This window comes from Aquella oligotrophica, assembly GCF_002892535.1.
Taxonomy (GTDB): domain Bacteria; phylum Pseudomonadota; class Gammaproteobacteria; order Burkholderiales; family UBA11063; genus Aquella; species Aquella oligotrophica.
In genome coordinates this window covers 2,656,382-2,676,965 of record NZ_CP024847.1, presented here as the reverse complement: position 1 = coordinate 2,676,965, position 20,584 = coordinate 2,656,382, and the positions used below count along the sequence as shown (strand labels likewise).

Annotated in this window: 17 protein-coding genes; 12 read left to right on the top strand and 5 right to left on the bottom strand. The window is 36.8% G+C overall.

Annotation, left to right across the window (positions count from 1 at the left end; genetic code table 11):
- Nucleotides 1-12: 12 nt before the first annotated feature.
- From CUN60_RS12215 to putP, 3 genes are all read right to left on the bottom strand, one after another.
- Nucleotides 13-1,062, bottom strand: coding sequence for a TDP-N-acetylfucosamine:lipid II N-acetylfucosaminyltransferase family protein (locus tag CUN60_RS12215; protein WP_102952309.1), 1,050 nt, complete (start codon nt 1,060-1,062; stop codon nt 13-15).
- The gene (locus CUN60_RS12210; RefSeq protein WP_102952308.1) at nt 1,055-2,389 is read right to left on the bottom strand and encodes an AlbA family DNA-binding domain-containing protein; all 1,335 of its coding nucleotides are present in this window, start codon (nt 2,387-2,389) and stop codon (nt 1,055-1,057) included. The genes CUN60_RS12215 and CUN60_RS12210 overlap by 8 nt, the downstream gene beginning before the upstream one ends.
- A 169-nt stretch (nt 2,390-2,558) precedes the next feature.
- On the bottom strand, nt 2,559-4,046 hold the full coding sequence (gene putP / locus CUN60_RS12205; RefSeq protein ID WP_102952494.1) for a sodium/proline symporter PutP: 1,488 nt from the start codon (nt 4,044-4,046) through the stop codon (nt 2,559-2,561).
- 321 nt (nt 4,047-4,367) lie between these two features.
- Between putP and CUN60_RS12200 the strand changes: the two genes are divergently transcribed.
- From CUN60_RS12200 to CUN60_RS12145, 12 genes are all read left to right on the top strand, one after another.
- Complete coding sequence (locus CUN60_RS12200) at nt 4,368-4,901, top strand: hypothetical protein (RefSeq protein ID WP_102952307.1); 534 nt, start codon at nt 4,368-4,370, stop codon at nt 4,899-4,901.
- A gap of 355 nt (nt 4,902-5,256) precedes the next feature.
- On the top strand, nt 5,257-6,042 hold the full coding sequence (locus tag CUN60_RS13270; RefSeq protein WP_102952306.1) for a YMGG-like glycine zipper-containing protein: 786 nt from the start codon (nt 5,257-5,259) through the stop codon (nt 6,040-6,042).
- Between the two features lie 23 nt (nt 6,043-6,065).
- Nucleotides 6,066-7,559 carry a hypothetical protein gene (locus CUN60_RS12190; RefSeq protein WP_102952305.1) on the top strand — a complete coding sequence of 498 codons (1,494 nt, stop codon included), beginning with the start codon at nt 6,066-6,068 and terminating at the stop codon, nt 7,557-7,559.
- A gap of 110 nt (nt 7,560-7,669) precedes the next feature.
- A complete protein-coding gene (gene serC / locus CUN60_RS12185) occupies nt 7,670-8,743 on the top strand; it encodes a 3-phosphoserine/phosphohydroxythreonine transaminase (RefSeq protein WP_102952304.1) in 1,074 nt (357 codons plus the stop codon).
- 447 nt (nt 8,744-9,190) lie between these two features.
- Nucleotides 9,191-9,424 (top strand): hypothetical protein, encoded by a 234-nt coding sequence (locus tag CUN60_RS12180; RefSeq protein WP_102952303.1) that lies wholly within the window; start codon nt 9,191-9,193, stop codon nt 9,422-9,424.
- A 26-nt stretch (nt 9,425-9,450) separates the two neighbouring features.
- Nucleotides 9,451-9,990 (top strand): pilus assembly FimT family protein, encoded by a 540-nt coding sequence (locus CUN60_RS12175; RefSeq protein WP_158649423.1) that lies wholly within the window; start codon nt 9,451-9,453, stop codon nt 9,988-9,990.
- Nucleotides 9,991-10,983, top strand: coding sequence for a PulJ/GspJ family protein (locus CUN60_RS12170; protein ID WP_102952301.1), 993 nt, complete (start codon nt 9,991-9,993; stop codon nt 10,981-10,983). It abuts the gene before it with no gap.
- 3 nt (nt 10,984-10,986) lie between these two features.
- Nucleotides 10,987-11,727, top strand: a complete 741-nt coding sequence (locus CUN60_RS12165; RefSeq protein WP_102952300.1) for a pilus assembly protein — start codon at nt 10,987-10,989, stop codon at nt 11,725-11,727.
- A 101-nt stretch (nt 11,728-11,828) separates the two neighbouring features.
- Entirely contained in the window at nt 11,829-12,236 is a 408-nt protein-coding gene (locus CUN60_RS13375) for a type IV pilin protein (RefSeq protein WP_102952299.1), read from the top strand.
- Nucleotides 12,237-12,272: 36 nt separating this feature from the next.
- A complete protein-coding gene (pilV, locus tag CUN60_RS12155) occupies nt 12,273-13,781 on the top strand; it encodes a type IV pilus modification protein PilV (RefSeq protein ID WP_158649422.1) in 1,509 nt (502 codons plus the stop codon).
- Between the two features lie 14 nt (nt 13,782-13,795).
- Nucleotides 13,796-14,716 (top strand): hypothetical protein, encoded by a 921-nt coding sequence (locus CUN60_RS12150; protein ID WP_102952297.1) that lies wholly within the window; start codon nt 13,796-13,798, stop codon nt 14,714-14,716.
- A 297-nt stretch (nt 14,717-15,013) separates the two neighbouring features.
- A complete protein-coding gene (locus CUN60_RS12145; RefSeq protein WP_102952296.1) occupies nt 15,014-15,955 on the top strand; it encodes a diiron oxygenase in 942 nt (313 codons plus the stop codon).
- Here CUN60_RS12145 and CUN60_RS12140 read toward each other — a convergent pair.
- Both CUN60_RS12140 and CUN60_RS12135 read right to left on the bottom strand, forming a co-directional pair.
- Nucleotides 15,933-19,898: a YhdP family phospholipid transporter gene (locus tag CUN60_RS12140; protein WP_102952295.1), complete on the bottom strand. Its 3,966-nt coding sequence runs from the start codon at nt 19,896-19,898 to the stop codon at nt 15,933-15,935. The genes CUN60_RS12145 and CUN60_RS12140 overlap by 23 nt on opposite strands.
- A 116-nt stretch (nt 19,899-20,014) precedes the next feature.
- Nucleotides 20,015-20,437 (bottom strand): hypothetical protein, encoded by a 423-nt coding sequence (locus CUN60_RS12135; RefSeq protein WP_102952294.1) that lies wholly within the window; start codon nt 20,435-20,437, stop codon nt 20,015-20,017.
- Nucleotides 20,438-20,584: the final 147 nt, after the last annotated feature.

Sequence of the window (20,584 nt, the reverse complement as noted above, 5' to 3'; positions counted from 1 at the left end):
TCTTATACCCGTTTATAAAAATAATCTCTGATGTTGTTTAATTAAATTATCAAGATTGAAATAACTCTTGATAATGTTTGAGTTATGTTTTGCCGCAGTTGAGGTGATTTTAAGCATATCTACCCCATCATTAATAACGAATAATTCGATGCCTTGTTTTACTAATTCATCATATATAGTATTTTTATTTATGTAAACTTTTTTACCAAAATACAGCAAGTTAATTATATTTGCTAATGCTTCTTGTCTATGATGATTGAAAATAGCAATATCAATGGTAGTTAAAAATTTATAGTATTCATTTTCTTCTAATAAATCTATCATTGGTACAAATTTATCCTTGAATATTTCTCTTCCATATCCAATAACTTTTTTTGCATTCTGTTGGCAACCGTAGGATAGGGGGCAATAAATTAGTATATTATTATTAACAAATGGTTTAAGACGATCGATTGTTTCTATATGATTGTTAGCTAATGAAGCTGAATTCCCCAATAATATTTTAGTAGTACCTGTTTTGGCATTAACTTTAGGGATTTTAACATCTTTATATAAGTTGCTGGTGTACATGATGCACTTAATATGTTGTGCATCTGAATTATAGAAGTTTTTAGCAAGAAAATAGTCATTTTCAGTATTGGTGACATAATAAGGGATATTTTTTAGAATCAATTTTTTAAAAAAGAAAAACTGTCTATATTTTAATGTTTTTGTATAACTTACTTGATTTGTATCATCATATAAATCAGCTCCCCAGATTACCCAATAGCACTTCTTAATGTTCCATGGGGAGATCGTTAGTAAGCGAGTAATGAAGCGATTATAAAAAAAGCCATGCAAGATTATTTTAGTCGCTTTATTTAGCATTAATAATACTTTTAAGTAGTTAAATTTTCCATTGTTTTGAGTTATTAACATGCAATTATTAGGATATTCATAAACAAACGATGTTGCAAAAATGACAAAAAAATGATTCTCTTCCCCAAAATTTTCATTGATAAATTCTATGTAGGATTTAGTTATTGGCGATGAACTACATAAATGTAGTATTTTTTTATCCATTTATTTTCCAGTACCCAGTTTTTTCTGCCCCTATTCGTTCTAGCTTATTTTGTTGTTTTAAGGTGTTTATATCGCGAAGAACCGTCCTTTTTGATACCTCTAATTGGGTAGCTAATTCGCTAGTTGATATATTAGGATTATTTGCAATAAGTTCTAAAATTACATTTGTTCTCTTAGCTGTAGCAATTTCATTTTTATCGGTGACATTATCGGATTGCGGTGTAGTTTGGCGATAAAATATCGTCGTAAACCAGTATTCATCATACTCAAATTCTACGCTACAGCCACCATGAAGAGCTACGGCATCTCTGATGCGTTTTATTCCGGTTCCGATTTTTTCGATATATCCAACTCTATGTAGTAGATCAGCAACGATCGGGTTACGCGTAACGCTTTTTCGACCAAAAGCTTCTTTTTTTAATCCCGGTGGCAACCCTCCTGGGTTACTTATTTCTACTCGGTCAGAAAAGATGGAGATAACAACATTCGCCCCAGCTTCGAAATAATCACGGTGACATAATGCATTGACTACCGCCTCGCGGAGGGCTATCTCTGGGATTTCCAGTATTTCTTCCCGTTTTAGATGCTCTATTTTGTAAGCAAGGTTTAGATGTTTACGTAAAAAAATCATGCTATCATCAATATTGCTGATGATATCTCCACAAAAATCCTTACGATCCAGAATCGTTATATTTTCGGTACCTTTAAATAGTACGGCACAAACTTTTGCCTGTAAAATCAGAAATTCGATATTATCAGCAAAAAACAAAGTGCCAGCATTGCTTAGTTGCGTCTGTGGAGTCAGGCAATTAAGGCTTATTAAAATATCTTGCTCTGGCAGAGTAGGGGAAATCCCGGCTAAGCGAAGAAATCGCTGATATTTGCTTCTAGAGAAGTCTTTATCAAACATAGCTCTCAGATTTGTTTGTCTGTCAAACTGGATGATATTTTGTTTTTGCAATAGCTCTATTATTTCGTTTCGTGTCAATTTTTGGCTATTTGGTCCCACGCGGAGGAAAAAACCATCGCTGCATGAATGTGGTTTATTGCTACTTTCTGGTACTCTGATGATTATTAAATTAGTCTGATACTCTATATTTACCGTTAATTTTGGTTCGATATGGTTGATACTATCTTGTAGTCGTGATCGGGTGACATTATCAATGCTAATTCCCTTGATAACACCCTTATTGCTAATACCGATAAATATCACACCTCCAGCAGCATTGGCAAATGCACAAATTTCACGAACCAATGATTTATCAATTGATTCTTTAAATTCCTGATGATAGCCTTCGCCGAGGCTGATTATTTGAGCCAATTCCATAATTACTATGCTGGTGTTATATTTAGTTGTAATTGTACCATTCCTAAACCAATAACGGTAATTTAGTATTAAAACAGATCTGGAAGACCATGTGAAAAACAAAAACTCTTAATGATTTTAGCTAAAAATGGAGGTAACACGCTTGAGTGGTGTTACCTTCTAAATTAAATTATCTCGAGTGGGAGATTTCCTCGGCTACTTCTTTGAAGGTGCTTAGCATTTTTGCTGAAGGTGGGGTGGTTAATAAGCTGACGATTATAATCGTGATACTATTAAATACAAATCCCGGTACGATTTCATATAGATTCAGCCAGCCATATTGTTTCCAGATTAGTACTGTTGCTGCCCCGACTATGATTCCGGCAATTGTGCCAGCCTTATTCATTCTTGACCAAAGTAGTGAAATCAATATCACCGGTCCAAAAGCCGCTCCAAATCCTGCCCAAGCGTAGCTAACCATTCCAAGTACTTTGTTTTCTGGGTTAGATGCCAACCAAATAGCAATAATAGATACGGCAAATACCATGGCGCGACCAAACCAAACAAGTTCTTTTTGGCTTGCATTTTTTCGGAGGAATGTTTTATAAAAATCTTCCGTCAGCGCGCTTGAGCAAACTAATAACTGGCATGAAAGTGTACTCATGACTGCCGCCAAGATTGATGCCAGAAAAATACCTGCAATCCATGGGGTAAATAGCTGTTTAACCAGCTCCATAAATACCGTTTCAGGGTTAGCAGATACACCTGAAGCTAATTCTGGATGGCTTGCATAAAAAGAAATCCCGAAGAAGCCTATTGTAACAGCACCAGCAAGGCATAATATCATCCAGCTCATGCCAATCCGCCGCGCATTTGGAATTGTTTTGGCTGATTCTGCTGCCATAAATCTTACTAGGATGTGTGGCTGCCCGAAGTACCCTAATCCCCACGCTAATAATGAAATAATCGCAATACTATCAAGATTCTGACTAAAACTGAGATAATTTACATTTAGTGAATTAATATGATCAAGGCTTGCTTGAATCCCGCCATTATTAAATATAACAAATACAGGTACTATCAGTAATGCAACTATCATCAATGCCGCCTGAACAGTATCTGTCCAACTAACAGCCAAAAATCCGCCAATAAATACATATGAAATCGTAGCTAATGCACCAATCCAGAGTGCCGAATGATAGGGAAAACCAAACATATTTTCAAATAATCTGGCACTGGCAACTACGCCTGAAGCACAGTAGATGGTGAAGAAAATCAGAATTACCAAAGCGGTGATAATTCGGATAATATTGCTATTATCTTCAAATCTTGAACTTAAATATTCTGGCAAGGTAAGTGCATTTGAGCATTTTTCGGTATAAATCCTGAGTCGTCCTGCAACGAATTTCCAGTTAAGCCATGCTCCGGCAATAAGTCCGATAGCTATCCATGCCTCCGATACTCCATGAAGGAATACAGCTCCGGGTAAGCCCATCAAGAGCCAGCCACTCATATCCGATGCTCCTGCTGATAATGCAGTTACCAAACTTCCGAGGCTACGCCCACCAAGTATATAATCTGATAAATTACTGGTGGAACGATAACCAAAATAGCCAATTGCCATCATTGCGATAAGATAGATGATAAAGGTTATCATCGTAGGTGAGTTAGTAATCATAAAAGCCCTCATTTATATATGTATACTCAAACAAATTGAAGTTCCTAGGTCGTTGTTTCGCTCCTTACTTATTAGTTGTAAGCTGCGTCGCTCATGCCTACCATGCTTCTTCAATCTGATTGAATATATAAGCACCATTTTTAATTGATACCGGATAATTCAAGCAAACTAGCTGTGTGCCCAAGTTTTAATAAGAATCCGATTGTACTATATTTTTTGATTAGTGTAAAATAAGGGCAAAATTTATATTCTTTATGAACTGATTTTTTTGCATTCATCAAGAAATTTTAATCATTAATTAGCAAAGGCGCAAAGGCAGGCATGAAAAGTCAGAAATATCAGGTTAAAGTTACATTTAGCTGCAATCGCAAAACCTCACCAGAAAAAATGACCATAAAAGAAGGTGTGGAAAATTCACGGTTTATGTCTCTTACTGTCAATAAACTTAGTACTAAGTCCCGTTCCTCATTGGTAATTATTGGTAGTGATTATGATACCGAGTTTGATATTGATGATGTTGAATTATGTGCCGACAATATCAAAGATCTAAAAACTCCCGATAGTTACACCAAAGAAGAATATCAGCTATTATCTGAACAGAATAAACTACTCCAAAAACAAAATCGCGAACTTAAAAAAAGCCTCGATAATCTTTTAAGCGGATTAAAGTCAGCGGTGAATCGTATTGAGTTAATACAAGATAATGTTGGGGCAGGGGTGCACCTTGGCGTTGAAAATTTAGAGAAACCCTTAGCATCTAGAGTAAAAAATTCAGCTGCTGACAATGAAAAATCTAGCCCAGCGAGTGGGACTCAGACCAAAGCTCGCCGAAGTAAAACTAAGAGCATAGTTTAGTTGGCTTTTATTTGTTCACAGTCTGTTAATAACTAAAAATCATTTTATTAATCAGTGAATTAGCATGGCTATTTTACTCAGTCTATCAAAAGTTATCCTATGGCTTATCCCGAAGTTATCCACAAAATCTGGGGATAAGTCCTATACTATTTTATTTTCCCTATTGTAAGGGCATTATCTCTGTGATAAAATGCTAATATAAGTATTTTCTGAAATTGTTATTATTCCAATCTATTACAGTAGCATCCATTGCTAGCTGTTTGGGGTGTGCAGCTTTATAACAATAAGTATTAATAAATTTTGATAGATTTTTAAATGAATATGTAGCCAATTGGCGCATGATTTGAGGGTAATTATGGAACGAGATGATAAAACTACATACAGGCAGCAGACAAATAAATATTCCGCGCGGGCAAGAGATAATAATCCGCCAGCACGGCGACGTGTGGCAGAAGAGCGTGATGATGATTATGTGGCAGAACCAAGGAGAAATAGACGAGTAGAACGAGACGTATATGATGATCGAGGTTATGCGTCGGTTCCGGCGGGTTCGTTTTTACATGATAAAAAGAAAATCTTGATTGGTCTAGGTGCAATTGCTGGTATAGCTATAGCTGCCGGAATTGGTTCAATGATAAGTAATGCGGGTAAAGTTCGTATTGTAAGTGTTGCTCCTGCCTCAGTTTCTGCTCAGCAGCCATACCAGAAATGTGATGATGTCGAGACTACGCGTTATTCGCGAAACCATAAAAATGGCACTGAAGGTGCGGTAATCGGCGGTGTTGGGGGTGCTGCTGTAGGTGGGCTAATTACCCATTCATGGGTAGGTGCTGGAGTTGGTGCTGCCGTAGGTGCGGTCGGTGGTGATCTTATACAACGTAGCCATCAGCCGGATTATGTAGCGCATCATAGTACTAGCACTGAATGTGAAACAGCTTATCGTCAAATTCAGGTACCAATTGGTTATCAAGTGAGTTATATGGGTAGTAATGATCAGCTTTTGCAAATGACAACTCAACATGCTCCTGAGCTTGGTTCAAAAGTTGCGCTTGAACAATTGCAGGCAGATGAAGTTACACTTCAACAACAGCAGGCAATGGTTCAGCAGGCGATAGCCGCCAAGCCAGCTGCTACTAACTAAATACAATTTATAAGGCAACTGTCATGAAAAATAAACTAAAAAATTTCTTTACGGTTGCCTGTTTGGTTTTTACTAATCTTATTTCTCTCTCGGGGTGTAATGGGAGTGGTTCAACTGCACAACCAGTAACCCAACAGTTAAATAATCTTGAAAGCTATATTGCAGAATTTAATCACTATGCTCTAGATACGCCACCAAAAGGTGATTATCAGCAAAATACACTTACTTTGACCGCTACAGCAACACTTGTCCATATTCAGGTTGGTTTCTATACTGAGTTAGAGTGTTCACCAGACAAACTTCAAAAGGTGCTAAACATATCTTCAGAAAAAGGTGTAGTACTTAATTCGGGTAGCTATGTTCCGACTGATTTATCTAATTATCATTTGGTTCAGTATTACGAAGGGAATAGTGGTTCTGGTAGCTTGGCTGAATTAAATGAAGTTAAATCACTCAAATTTACCTATGTGTTTTTAGAGTCTTCGAAGCCAGTTAGTGTTTGTTTATCTAATGCTCAGCTTGGCGGTGAAAAACTTGCTGATTATAGTCAGATCGTAAGCACAAAAGTTAATTATCTGCTCGATGGCTCCAATATAGGTGTTTGCACTCCAGAGCATTGCTCAACTTCGCAATCATATTCAAGTTATTATAATGCTTCATGTTCAGTTGGTAAAGTTAAATGTGGCGATGGTAGTTGTGCAACTAGTCTTATTAATTGCCCAGTTACTAATCCTATACTATCAACTAAAGAAGTTCAATGTAAAAATGGAGCATGGGCGCCTTCTTCATCTCTATGTAATGATAATACTTGTCCTGAAGGAAAACTGACTTGTCCAAATGGCGCTTGTGTAGCTGATATTGCAAATTGTGTAGCGCCAGCCGCGTGTCGTTCAGGCTATGTTTTATGTCCAAGCGGACGTTGTGAAGCAAATATATCTTTATGTAATAGCTCTGGTTCTGCTTGTCCTACTACAAGCCCTATCCGGTGTCCAGCAGGGGATTGTGTTGCAAATATTAGTTTATGTCCAGAGCATTCTACCTGTCCAACTGGGATGGAGATGTGTAATGATGGTAGTTGTCAGCCTTCTTGTTCTGGTGTGGTTAAGAAGAGTAAGTGCTCAAGTAATCAAGTTGAGTGTCCACCAATAAATGGAAAAGTAAGCTGTGCTAGTGATTTAGTACAATGTCCTAAGCCTGCTATTTGTCCTAATGATATGCCGGTTAAATGTCAGGATAATACTTGTGCCAAATCTGAGGCGGATTGCCCAGCTATACCAAATAACTGGAGTAATTCGCATGTTATTTGTCCTAGTGGAAACTGGAGCGATAATTTCAATAATTGCGGTAGTCCAGCAGCCTGCCCGGGAGATCGTCCGTATAAATGCTGGAATAATACTTGTCGAGCTAGTTCGGATGAATGTCCGAAAGCCTCTGTTTGTCCAAAAGAGGCACCGATACTGTGCCCAGAGGGTAATTGTGTTGAGTCGGCAGCTCAGTGTAAATCGCCAGTTTCATAAAGATTAATTAATAGCCATGCTGATTAATATAAATACCTAATATCATTGTCATTAATTAATGCCATCGTTTATAATATCGGTGGCATTTTTATTTGTAAAGAGTTTTTATTATGCAAAGAGCATTTAATTTTGGTGCTGGTCCAGCAATGCTGCCAGTAGAAGCGATTCAAAGAATACAAGATGAATTATTTGATTGGAAAGGGACAGGTGTTTCGGTTACCGAAATCGGGCATCGTACCCAGCAATTTCAAGAGTTATTGACAAACTTGCAGATTAAGTTACGTAAAGTTTTGGGAATTCCTGATAACTATAAGGTTGTGTTTGTAACTGGTGGTGCGCAAGGACAATTTGATGCGATCCCGATGAATATTTTGGGTGATAAAAAGCAGGCTGATTATTTTGTTACTGGTACATGGTCTAAAAAAGCTGCTGATTTTGCCAAAAAGCATGCGGAAGTAAATATTGTTGCAACAGCTAGTAAATCAGCTATTCCTGCTGTTTCGGAATGGAAGTTGAATCCAGATGCAGCATATGTATATTATTGTCCGAATGAAACTGTGGACGGTATAGCCTTTCCTGATATTCCTGAAGTTGGGAATGTTCCGGTTGTTGCCGATCTTACATCTTCAATTGCTTATGCGCCGATGGATTATTCAAAATTTGGTTTGGCATTTGCCTCAGCCCAGAAAAATCTTGGGATAGCTGGTGTTACTCTTGTGGTTGTACGTGAAGACTTGATCAATAATCCTAAGCCGTACACGCCAAATGTATGGAATTATAAAGTACAGGCAGAGCAAAACTCGAGCCTGAATACTCCGCCAACTTTTGCAATCTATGTAATGGATATAATGGTTGATTGGATTATTGCACAGGGTGGGGTTGAAGCTCTGGGGGTTATTAATAAGCGTAAAGTTGCCAAATTATATGATTATATTGATAATAGCAGCTTTTATCTAAATCATGTCGAGAAGGCATATCGTTCAGAGCTAAATGTGCCATTTAATTTAGCAAATAATGAAGTTTTACCAAAATTTTTGGCAGAAGCTAATGCCAAAGGGCTCAAATATTTGTCTGGACATATAACGGTTGGTGGTGGTAGAGCTAGTCTTTATAACGCAATGCCAGAATCAGCTGTTGATTTACTTATCGAATTTATGGATGATTTTGCCAAGCGCAATGGATAGATAAAAAACCCGGGATTAACCGGGTTTTTTATTATGGTTATGAAATAGGTTTATTGCTTGTAATTTAAGTATAAATAACTATATCATTATTATGTGCCAAAAGTATTACTGGCTGATTTGGTGCGGTATTTTAGTTTTATGTAAATTTGTATGCTTATCAGTGTACAAATGTATAATGCTGAACTTATGCGACGGGTTAGCTCCACAAAAACGGAGTTAACTAAACATTTTACATGATTTATAATTTTGGGTTTGAGAAAATAAATAAATTTAAATTATTTCAGGTTTAGTATGATTGAAGGTTATTTGTGTTAAGATATAGTAATATCTTGTATTTATAAGTGATTTTAAAGTAAGTTGAAAATACTACCATCCAAAATGGACGGTTATATTTTTTTTGTTCCAATGTTACAATTCTAAAATAATTTATTTAAATTGGGGAATTGTATGCAGGAAATAATTGATGTAGGAACCTTCAAGCTGGTTGCTTTGGGGCTCGTGTTTTTTGTATTGGCATTACCAATAATTGTCTCACGCGGGTTTCGTGGAGTTTTGATTATGGTGGCATCTTTATCTGCTGCCGTATACACGCATGAGCATTGGCAGAATTTAAAGTATTCTGGGTTGGTTTTTTTTAGTTTACTACTTATTCTATGTTTATTTTTTCGACCACAGCATTAATCGAAAGTTGATTTAAGGTGCTATTATTGAAAAATAAAGGTTTCAGTCTCGTTGAGTTGACGGTAACTCTTGCCATAACCGCGGTAGTAGCATTGATGGCAATACCCTCTGCGACTCAAAGCATGTTGCGGGCTAGTGTTGATGGTGCTGCCGGGCAGATAATTGCGCTTTCGGGTTTCGCCCGTACCGAAGCATTGCGGCGTAGTTCAAATATTATAGTTTGTGGCGCAGCACTTGATAATTCAAAAAAGCCCACTGCATGTAGTGGTGCCACTGACTGGAGTAATGGTATATTGGTATATCAGGATTTAAACTTAAATAATGGCTATAGTGATGAAGAGCGAATTAAATTTATTCGTTTTGATAATGGCATAACGGTAACTGCTAGTCAGCAAAATATGACTATTGGTTCTACGGATGTTAATAGCGTTAATAATCTTACTATTTGTGTTGGTAAATCATATGCAGGGCTAAACAGATTCTTTTCTCAGCAGATACGACTTAGCAGTTATACTGCAAGTGTTACGTGTGCCAGAACTGATAATGCAACCTGTGCTGGATGTTAAATGGTTAATAAAAAAATCGCGAATGTCTATGGCTTTAGCCTGTTAAATACAATAATAGCTGTTAGCCTTGGTGCTGTTATTATGGCTGCGATATGGCAGCTTTATAGTACAGTTAGTTCGACTACTGGTCAGGCTAGAAGTAAAAGCCTGCTAACCGAACGTTCAAGTATGGCATTACTACAGCTGACTGATGATATTAAAGCCTCGGGTAGTTTTGGTTGCTTTAATGGTAGGATTGCAGGGGAAAGTCAAAATTTAATTAATTATATAAATATTCCAAATGATTTTAGAAGCTACGAAAGTAGCTATGGTGGTTTATATGCTTTCGTATTACCATTGCGGAATATTGATAATACCCTTGCAGGTGAAAATATTGTAGCCGGTAATGATATATTAAAATTGCAATATGGGGTTAATTCGGCATTCCTTACTGCTGGAAATCCTTTAACCTTTCAAGAGCCAAGCTATCGCTTAGTAGCAGATATTGCTAATCCGTTGGCAAATCGCTATGCACTTGATATAAATGGCAGCACGGCAAATTCTACTTATGTTTTGGCTAGCTGTAGCCGCTTTGATCAGATAACGGGGCAGGTAAATGCTAATACGTTACCTGCGGGAAATAATCTACTTGAATCTTCAATAAGAGGTGTACGTCATGATCGAGATAGTGCGCGCTTGATGAATTTTATTACTAAGTATTATTATATTGGAACGGTGAACGGTATTACTGGCTTATATTCAAGGTTTCTGTTGCCTACTGGCGCTATGTCAGCTTCTCAGCTAGTAATTCCTGAAGCTGTGGGCTTAACTACTCAGTACGAGATCCAAACCAATAATAGCCGGCAAATAAAAACTAGGACAAATATGCTAGCTGGGGACTGGATTAATATTAATCAGGTAATTTTGACTATACAGTTACAGTCAAGCGAAAGTAGCGGACTTGGAAGTACGCGTTTGACTGAATCTATCACCCAGTCTATTTTATTGCGGTAAGCTATGAATACAGTAAATAAAAATCATGGTATTGCGCTGATAACGGTTTTATCCCTTTTGGTGTTTGTTGCTGTGTTATTATATGGGCTAGCAGGGTTGACCAGTGTTGTTCAGTCTGATATTGCGAAAAAGAATGATATCATACTTGCCCGTACATATGCTAATGCGGCAATTTTTGACGCAGAAAGTGGGGCAGTTGCGCGGATTCGTACATTTGAATCATCTCAATTTCCTATACCTACTAATATGACAAATGAAAGTAGAATTTCTGTTCGTAACCGATATTTCACTAATAATTGCATCAATAATCAAGGTATGGCTGGGTTTACCAAAGGTTTATGTAGCGCAGAAAGTGCTGATAATGGTTATAGTATGCCATTATTGCGACTAGGTACAGATGTAGTTAGGGCATGTACTTCAGGCTCTATTGGAACTGTTATTAGTGGGCAGAATGCACTACCACTGATCGATGATAGAACTAGTAGGTTCTCTTTTACTTACGAAACAGGTGATGCAACAATATGCCATCAGCCAAATTACATCATTGAATTGATCAATACAAATTTTAATATCGTTGTTAATGGAATTAGCGTGAGTGGTGCCCGTCTGTACCGTGTAACTGCCAAGGCATTTGGACGCAATGGCAATACTCAGGCAATAGCCCAGGCATATTTTTATGCTGGGCGTAATAATAATACTGGTGTTGTTGCAGTATCGCTATTAAATAGTCAATTGCTTAAATAATTATCATAAAGGTTAAATATCTAGTGAACTTTGTGTGAAACTGTCATAAATATGAGCAGGGAAGACTCATAGGTTAAATTATAATAATAAGATATATAAAAATGAAAAAAATAAAAGGCTTTTCTTTAATCGAGTTAATGATTGTTATTGCCATCATGGCAATATTAGCAACCATTTCTGTACCGATATTTGGCTCTACCGTTGGTTTGAAAGCTAACCGGAATGCTGCTGAACAACTTATGTACCAAGATGCGCAGTTTATGGAGCGTTTCTATAGTGAAAATGGTAGCTACCTAAACGTTCAGAATAACTATCCAACGTTGCCATATACCCAATCACCCACAACAGGGACAGTTCAGTACACCATCGGCTTTCTTGGTAATACTACGAATGCTAATAGTTATACCTTAATTGCAATGCCTCAAGGTGCTCAAAATCAGACTGGAATGATAGTCTGTCTTGATAGTGATGGTAATCTAAAAGAAAGTGCTACGGTTAATTGTACTTGATTGTATGATTAATCTGGTTTAATGAGTATGACAAAGATGAAAAAAACTATTAATGGAATAAGCCTAATTGAGATAATGATTGCTGTCTTGGTAATCGGTGTTGCTTTCTTTGGCTTTATGAAATTACTTAGTTCGAGTCTGAAAAGTACTAGCTATGCCAATCAGCAGAAACAGATAAATCTGGCTGGACAGTATATTCTTGATCGGATTAATGCTAATTTGGGTAGTAACTACTTGACTTATTACAATCAGGGAAATGCGTGGTTAAACAATAACCCAGAGCCAACTCCAAAATGTAATCAAGAAAGTTGTACGCAGGCTCAACAGGGCACTTTTGATCTCTTTCAATGGCAGCAATATTTAGCAACACTTCGCATTAGTGGCTTACGGGGCATTGTTTGTCTCGATAATGCAGTTGGTGTTCCAGCTCTCAATAGCCCTAATTGTACCAATAGCGGGACTAAGCTCTATATCAAACTCTTCTGGCAAAATAATCTAGCAGCGAATGAGAGTGGAAATGTGCGTAATTATTTGATTATTCCAGTATTAGCAGGTGCTAACCTAGCAAATAATTATCTTGGATTGGAATCTGTACCTAATTCTCCTAGTGGAAGTGAAAGCAGTCCAGGAGGAGTTACCCCACCTGCAAACCCTGGTCAATTTGTCTTTGAACAGATGCACTTTGGTCCATCTTTTACTCAATGTTATGGTTCTGATTGTAGTAATACGGTAGTCATGGGAGCATGTAATGGCAGTGATTGTAGTGGAAGTGTTTTTTTTGGTAATTGCAACGGAAGTACCAGCTGTGCCAATACTACATTATTAGGTGCGTGTAACTCCAGTGCCGATTGTTCGGGATCTTTAATGATGGGTGATTGCAATTCAAGTAACTGTTCCAATTCTTTTATCGGTGGTAGTTGCAATCAAGGTGACTGCTCTGGCTCAGTTATCTTAGGGAATTGTTGGGGAAGTAACTGTCGCAATTCATTAATTTATGGGGCGTGTAACGGTGATTGCACTGGCTCAGTAGTTTTTGGTGGTGATAGTATTGTAAATGCAGTTCAAAGTGGCGGAGGTAGTAGCTGCTGGGGGACGGGTTGTCCAGGTGTTGCAACCAATGCACTTTATCCATCAATTAGTTATAACTCCTCAACGGGTGTAGTCAGCGGGATTGAGCAAAGCATGTTTGGGGCATTAACCTATACCAGCATGGATACCAGTAGTTGTCAGAATGGTGGTACCTGTAATAGCTCAGTAATTAATGGTGCCTGTGGCAATGGTGGCAGCTGTACTAATTCACTAATTAATGGAAGCTGTAATAATAATTCCACTTGTAGTGGGTCAGTTATAAATGGTAGTTGTGCTAATAATGGTGTTTGTACTAACTCAATTATTATTGGTGGAACCTGCGGTAATAATGCCAATTGTACCGGGTCAACAATAGTGGGTAATTGTGCCAATAATGGTAGCTGCTGTGCTAATAACGCTAACTGTACCAATGTTACCTGTCGTAAAACAGATGGTTCGGTTGGAACCTGTAGATAATTTTTGGAAGTAAAATGCAAACAGTTAGCGAAACCATACTTGAATGGTCGTCTTCAGCAACTATACACCAACAGTTAAATTGGCAGTTGTCAGCCGATGATTGCATTGATTGCTTTTCTGAATCTATGCAGCCGCTTGCCAGCTTTATTTTTGAGCAGCAGGATGTTATTAAATCACCTAGTGCGCTAAATGAATTAAAACAGTGGATATTATTACAGTCATTATATTACTATTGCCAAAAAACAGCGACTAATAAACTCGATATTATCAGTAGTGTTTGTGCCAAAATTGTTGCCGATGGAGATGGTATTTTTAATAATGAGCAAAAACAAATAGCTAGCTCAATAATAGTAGATGAAGGTTATCATAGTTTCTCATGCATGGCAATTAGGAGTAAAGTCGCACAATTAAATAGGATTCAATTTGTAAAATTACCAGATAATACGACTACTCTTATGGAAAAAATCCAGCAAGCAATGGCTTTGATAGACCCCAAAAATATTGATGCATTCAATCTGATTATCGCTGCTTTGGTGAAAGCTACAATGTCAAGTGAAGTAAATTTGAACCTTGAAGAGAAAGAGAATGCTAGTCTTGCCGATTCAATATATTATCGTTTACAGAAAAGTCGCCAGAGTGATGAGACTAGACATCTTTGTTTCTTTTTGGATATTCTGGAGTTATACTGGCAGCAGTTACATGTGAACATAAAAGCAGATATAATGCCCGCTATTCAATTATTTGTTGAATCATATAATCATGGCTTTTGCCACTTCGGTAATGAGTTTATTGCCCGCCTTTTGATTCCACTAAGTGTCAGTAAAAACATGCTGGATAATGCACTTCAATATATCCGCCATAAGGACGCTGATTTTAATTCTAGAATCTATAACTCCATGCTAAGTCTTCTGAATCAAAGCAAAATCTTATCCTAGCTAAAGTAATTCCCTCAAGCTATTAATTTACTTTAATAAAGTAGTTATTCCCTCAAAATCCTTCAATGACAAGCTATTGAGAGATATTTTAAATTAACTTACTGAGATAAATAATTATAAATGAAATCTTATTATGCATTTATGTTATTGCAATCTGTTATCGTTAAGAGTATAATCATGCCGGAATATAAGCAGTATTCTTAGAGTCAGTTTAGTGTTTTTTATAGATTGGGAAATTTTAAACAGGCTCTTAGATAAAAATTATATAAGCAATATAAAAATCGGAGTTATGATATTATGCAAAGTATCCCAGAAGCAATACTTGACTGGACAAAGTTATCCAGTGTCCAACATAAAAAAATGCCAGAACTAACTAACAGTCAAGAAAAAGATATTTTTCCTTTAAGTAGTCAGCCACTGGTAAAGTTCATTGAAACCAGAGAGTTATCTTGTCAGCCTCAATCGGATAATACCGATACTAGAACATGGATATTAACTCAAAGCTTTTACCATTATTTTAATGAGTTATCCACTCTTGAAACCAAACTGATTTGTAATGCTAATGCTGGTATTATTAGTGATTCTTATACTGTCAAATTTGATCGTGGATTTAAGCAAATTGCTAGTACAATAATCATTGATGAAGGTTTTCACAGTTTTTGTAGCCTTGATGCGGTTCGTCAGGTAGAAACGAAAACAGGTATTAAACCAATCAAACTTCGCAAGAAAAATCATGCTGAAGCTATCTTTAGTACCTGTCGTAAAATGATTGAGCATCAATACTGGAATGATTTTACGCTGGTTGCTGCGTCAATTTTGGAGGCTATCCTTGCCAAAGATCTTGATTTATGTCTGCGTGCTAGGAATCGTGTTGAGAATGGAAACACCAACGAATTTTTCTATGCATTACAGGAAAATCATCTTAACGATGAGGCAAGGCATTCATGTTTCGCATTATTAACGCTGGAATCTTTCTGGAGTAATATCAGCGAAGATGAACGTAGTAATTTATTGCCTGCAATACACAAGTTTGTTGAACTTTATTCAAACTTTGCAAGTTTTGGCGATGCTGAATTTAATAATCAGATTATCCGCGGGCTTGGGTTTGATGATAAGGTAGCCAAGGAAGCAATGGTGTTTCATGCTGAATATAAACGTCATGATGCCAAGCAACTTCATACAAGCATGCTTAATCTTTTGAATCAGACCAAAGTTTTTACTGCCGGAGCGGTTGTTTAATATTGTTCAGAATATCCAGGCTGGATGTAAAATTATTTATAATTTGCTTATCAATCTTTGTTGGCGTCATAACTGGGCTCTCGATATTTCCTGAAATATGGAAGCTTACAGCTAGTGCCTTGTTGATTGGTTCACCAACTAGATATTCTGCTGCATAGACAAAGAATCCGATAAATGGATTAAGTGTTACAATCCCTGCGGTAGTGGCAACTGTACCACCCAATCTTGGCTCCAGAGTTAGGAATGTATCGATCCGGTTATTCATGAAATCTAGATTACCAAATGTATTAACGGCTGCAATTGGTCCAACCATATCAAATTTTTTGATTCTTACCGTACCATCTCTTAGATATAAGTTAGTTTTTAGGGTATCAAAGGCGAATCCTTTACCAAAAAAGCTATTTAATCCAAGGGGGTTTAGCGAGGTTGCATAGTTACTTAAACTGATAACCCCAAGTAAACTACCAAAAAGCCCTGGGTTTACTTGTACCAGTTGTCCTTTATTGACGTCAAGTGTAGCTGTACCTTGCATGCTCTCGAAGTTAAAAGCTGCAAAACCTCCTGCCCAGCCTATAGTTGCATCAAACTTGCCTTTACCCTTACTAAAAACATTTTCCTGCCCGAGCTTGGTTAATAGTAGACCAAAATCATTGATGTCCGAATGGATGATGATTCCGACATATTCATTAACACAACCGAGACAATTGTCGCTAGCATCAATTCTGATATTCGCTGCCTGATTGGTAATTGTCAGGTTATCAATATGTAGCGAATTACTTTCTTCATACAGGCTACCTTTCACTGATCCAAAGAAGTGATTTTCTACGTAGAAATTATCAATATTCAGATCAACATCTGGATAGTTTATTTTTTTTGCCTGTAGTTCTACCAGTGATTCTGTGGTGGATTCTACTGCTAATAGTATATTTGTACTTTCGGTTATTTGATTGAGCATAATATTTGGAACCGACTCCTGATGCGTTCCGGTTTGTGAGTAAGTAATAGAACTTTCTACTATGCGTTCTTTGCTTTGTGATTCCTCGCTATTAACCAGATTACTTGAAGATAATAGTAATCGCTGTAAATTAATTTGCAAGTGATTGTCATCTAACTGATACCTGATTTTTCCTTTTATATCTGGGGTATTGATATTAGCATAAACACTCTCTGGTAGGACTGTTGCATTTAGAGTCCCACCATCCAGATTATAGTTTTTAGCAAAGAAACCATTAGTGTTCACTTCTACCTGAATTGGGTATATCGTAGCATCATTCCTTGCTTTTTTAATAGTTTCTTTTGATTCATTTCCAGTTTCTATGTTTGATATATTCTGTGTTGACGGGGTAAGTTTACTTGCAAAAGCTGCCCAATCAGTGAAACTAAATTTATCCGTATCAATCTTTGCGGTTACTTTGGCTGATTCCTGCTGGTTCTGTAGCTGGTAGTTGCTAGTGCCTACTGCAAGGCGGATTTTATTCGGCTCGAAGTTTGAATTAAGATCTACATTTGTATATAGTTGATTATTATAATTTAATCTGATTAATTGATGAGTGCTATTTCCCCGGTTGTAGCTGATATTAAGTGGTGCAATTGCGGATTCACTTTTACTAATAGGGTTTACAGCATCGATTGTAACTCCCTCCAGCGAACTTTTGATATTTAACTGTTCGGAGGCAAGGGTATAGGTTATATTTGTTGCCGATCTGCCGTAGATTACTGATTCGGCTGGTTTATATGCCAGATGCATTATTTGCCCATAATCGAGATCAGGCGAATTTATGGCAATTTCCTTGTCCGTTAAGCGCAAATTTAATGATGAATTGAGTGTCGTAGCTTTTATGGTACTGGGTTCAATGCCTTTTTGGCTAAAATTTACCGCTCCATTGATGTTATTAATGCTAACTGGTACAGATGTTAAACTTGCGGTATTATTTTCAGGTGTAAATTTTCCTGATAACTGGACTTTTTGTGGAGAGGATAAAGGTAATTTTAGATTAACTTTTAGCTTACTACTACCATTGATAATTGCCTGATCTTTGGCTGGTGCAACTTTGTTGGCAAACGGAGTCGTTGCTAGATAATCAAGATACGCAGTTGTTAGTCCGTTGGCTTCAGCATTAAGTGTTAATTGTGGGGAGTGAGCCCAATTCTGGACTTGTAGAGTACTTTTGGCAATAGAAGTATTTCCTGCTGAACCACTTATGATTTTTAAATTTATCTGACTGTTATTTAAATCCAGCTTAGCATTGACCTTCTCTATCGCGCCCCAAGTTGGCAGAAATTTATAGCTTCCATTATTGATGTTGGCTGATGCGTGAATTGTACCTTCACTTTCATTCTTAAACGGAAAATTCTTCAGATTGCCTTTAAGAGTAATATCCCCGTTTGTTAGTGTACCTTTTAATATGCTGGTTTTTAGCTGTTTTATCGCTCCTGCTGGTACTAATTTGGGTAAATCACTGACTATGCCATTTAGATTAAGATTACTAACCCTAGCCTTTGTATCAATATAGGTGCTTTCAGTATTGAATAATCCATCACTTGATACCATGAAATTTTTTGTTTTTAAGCTAATGTTACTCCAGTTGACTTTAGTATTACCAGACTCTATCAGCCAATCAATACTTCCGGTTAGAGAGTTAATTTTTAATGGGTGATATAATTCTTTGGGCGAGTTTAATTCGCTATCTGCCAGATTTAGATTTACTCGTCCAGTAGTTGTAGTCGCTTTAACTGCCAAATTTACATTATTTATACTGGGGATATTTGATTCTTGTGATTTTAATGACAGGTTTTCTATTTTGGCTGTTAGAGTGATACTTTCTGGTGTAGAGATATTATTTAACCAGTTAATTGCCAAATAGGAGTTTCCACCAAGAGTTAGCTTTTCTGTTGTTGGATATACTTCCAAAATGCTATTTATGCCTTCAATACCCAATCTGTCTATAGATAGCTGTCCACCTTGTTTTTCTTTATAGAAACCGCTCAAATTGGCATTCTTAAACAGATATCCTGATTTGGTATTAATTATCAATTTTTGTCCGTTAATTGTATAGCTGCCAGGCGTCGTCTGCTCAATCTTTATGGCACCTGAAAAATCGGTGAAATTTTGGATATTATTATCATACTGGGCAAAATTTTGTTTATTGCTATCAAATTTAGTTTTGAATTCCTGTAAGCTTCCATTTTTAATAGCTGCTTTTAGCTTGATAAGATAACCATTGCTATTGACACTTTTGAGGTTAAGGTTACCTGATTCCCAGTGTTCAAGATTCCATATCTTATCACCCATCCAAGATGCATTGAAATCCAGATTAGTATTTTGCCCAAGTTTTAATTTACTAACAAGGTTATGCTGATTTTTTAGATTATTGAAATCAATAAAGATATTGCCAATATGGATAATTCGCGGATAGTGTTTACTATCATGTAAAGATAAATTTATATTGGTGATAAAGATTTGTTGCTGGCTAAGTAACAGTTTGTCCAGATTAAAATCAGATTTTGAAGGGCTATTTAGGTTAGTAACAATTTCACGGTTTAGGCGAATATTGTCCTGCTGGTCGTATTCCAGAGCAATATTGCTACCATCAATAGTCAGGTAGCTAAAAATTGGTTGCAATTCCCATAGGCTTTTATATGAAAGTAGTGCGACAATCTTTTTGACTTTGAGAAATGGCTGGTTTTTATTTGCAGTATAGATCGTTAAGTTATTAATGGCAATTTCTGGCTGTAGCCTGCCGGAAAAGCTCGTTTGTAGTTTATCATAACTATAATGATAGCCTGTTAACTTAAATAATTCTTTATCAATCTTTGAATGCAAAGCGTCTAGACTTTTAAAACCAACAACTGCTACAGTTGATGAGAATAAAATCACCCCACCTGTAACATATGCAGAAATTTTAAGAGATTTATTTAATAATTTCGAAAGCCTAGTGTACATTGCTTATTGATAATAAAAGTCATTTAGATGTTTTGAGGCAGTTATTATCGCATATTTTACTCTGGAATAAAAAAAAGCAGCCATGATTTATGACTGCTTCAGAAAAGACTAGACCCTTAAATTCCGCCACCTACATCAAATGCAGCAAGTCCTACAGCTTGTCCATTTCCATAAATTGTAACTTGCTGTGCATTACTGGTACTACCACCTGTATTATTGATAGTAAATGAACAACTTTGAATCCAAGTTGTAATATTACTACAGCTACTAATGTTGGAAGTGTAACCACTTAGTGTATTTATGCTCAATGGACCTAAGTAGTTATTAGAACCGTAATATGTGAAAGTTATGCTACAGCTGCCATTATTTGTAATGGTAAGACATCCGGTAGCTGTGCCTGACTGAATATTGAATGAGCCATTATTGTTTGAGATATTTCCAGAAAATGTCTGAACATCTGAACCCGTGGTTGTTCCTGAGTTACATGCAGTGAGACCAGCAAAAGTACCCACTAAAGCCAAGATTTTTAATAATTTCATAACTAAGCCCCTTAAATTTTTAGCTACTAATTATAGCAGATGTAGAAATGATACTAGTTGTATATATCTGCTATATTGTGATTATTTATTGAATGACTCAAGAGAAATTATTGGTAACTAACTCCACTTTTATCATTTGTTCTCGGC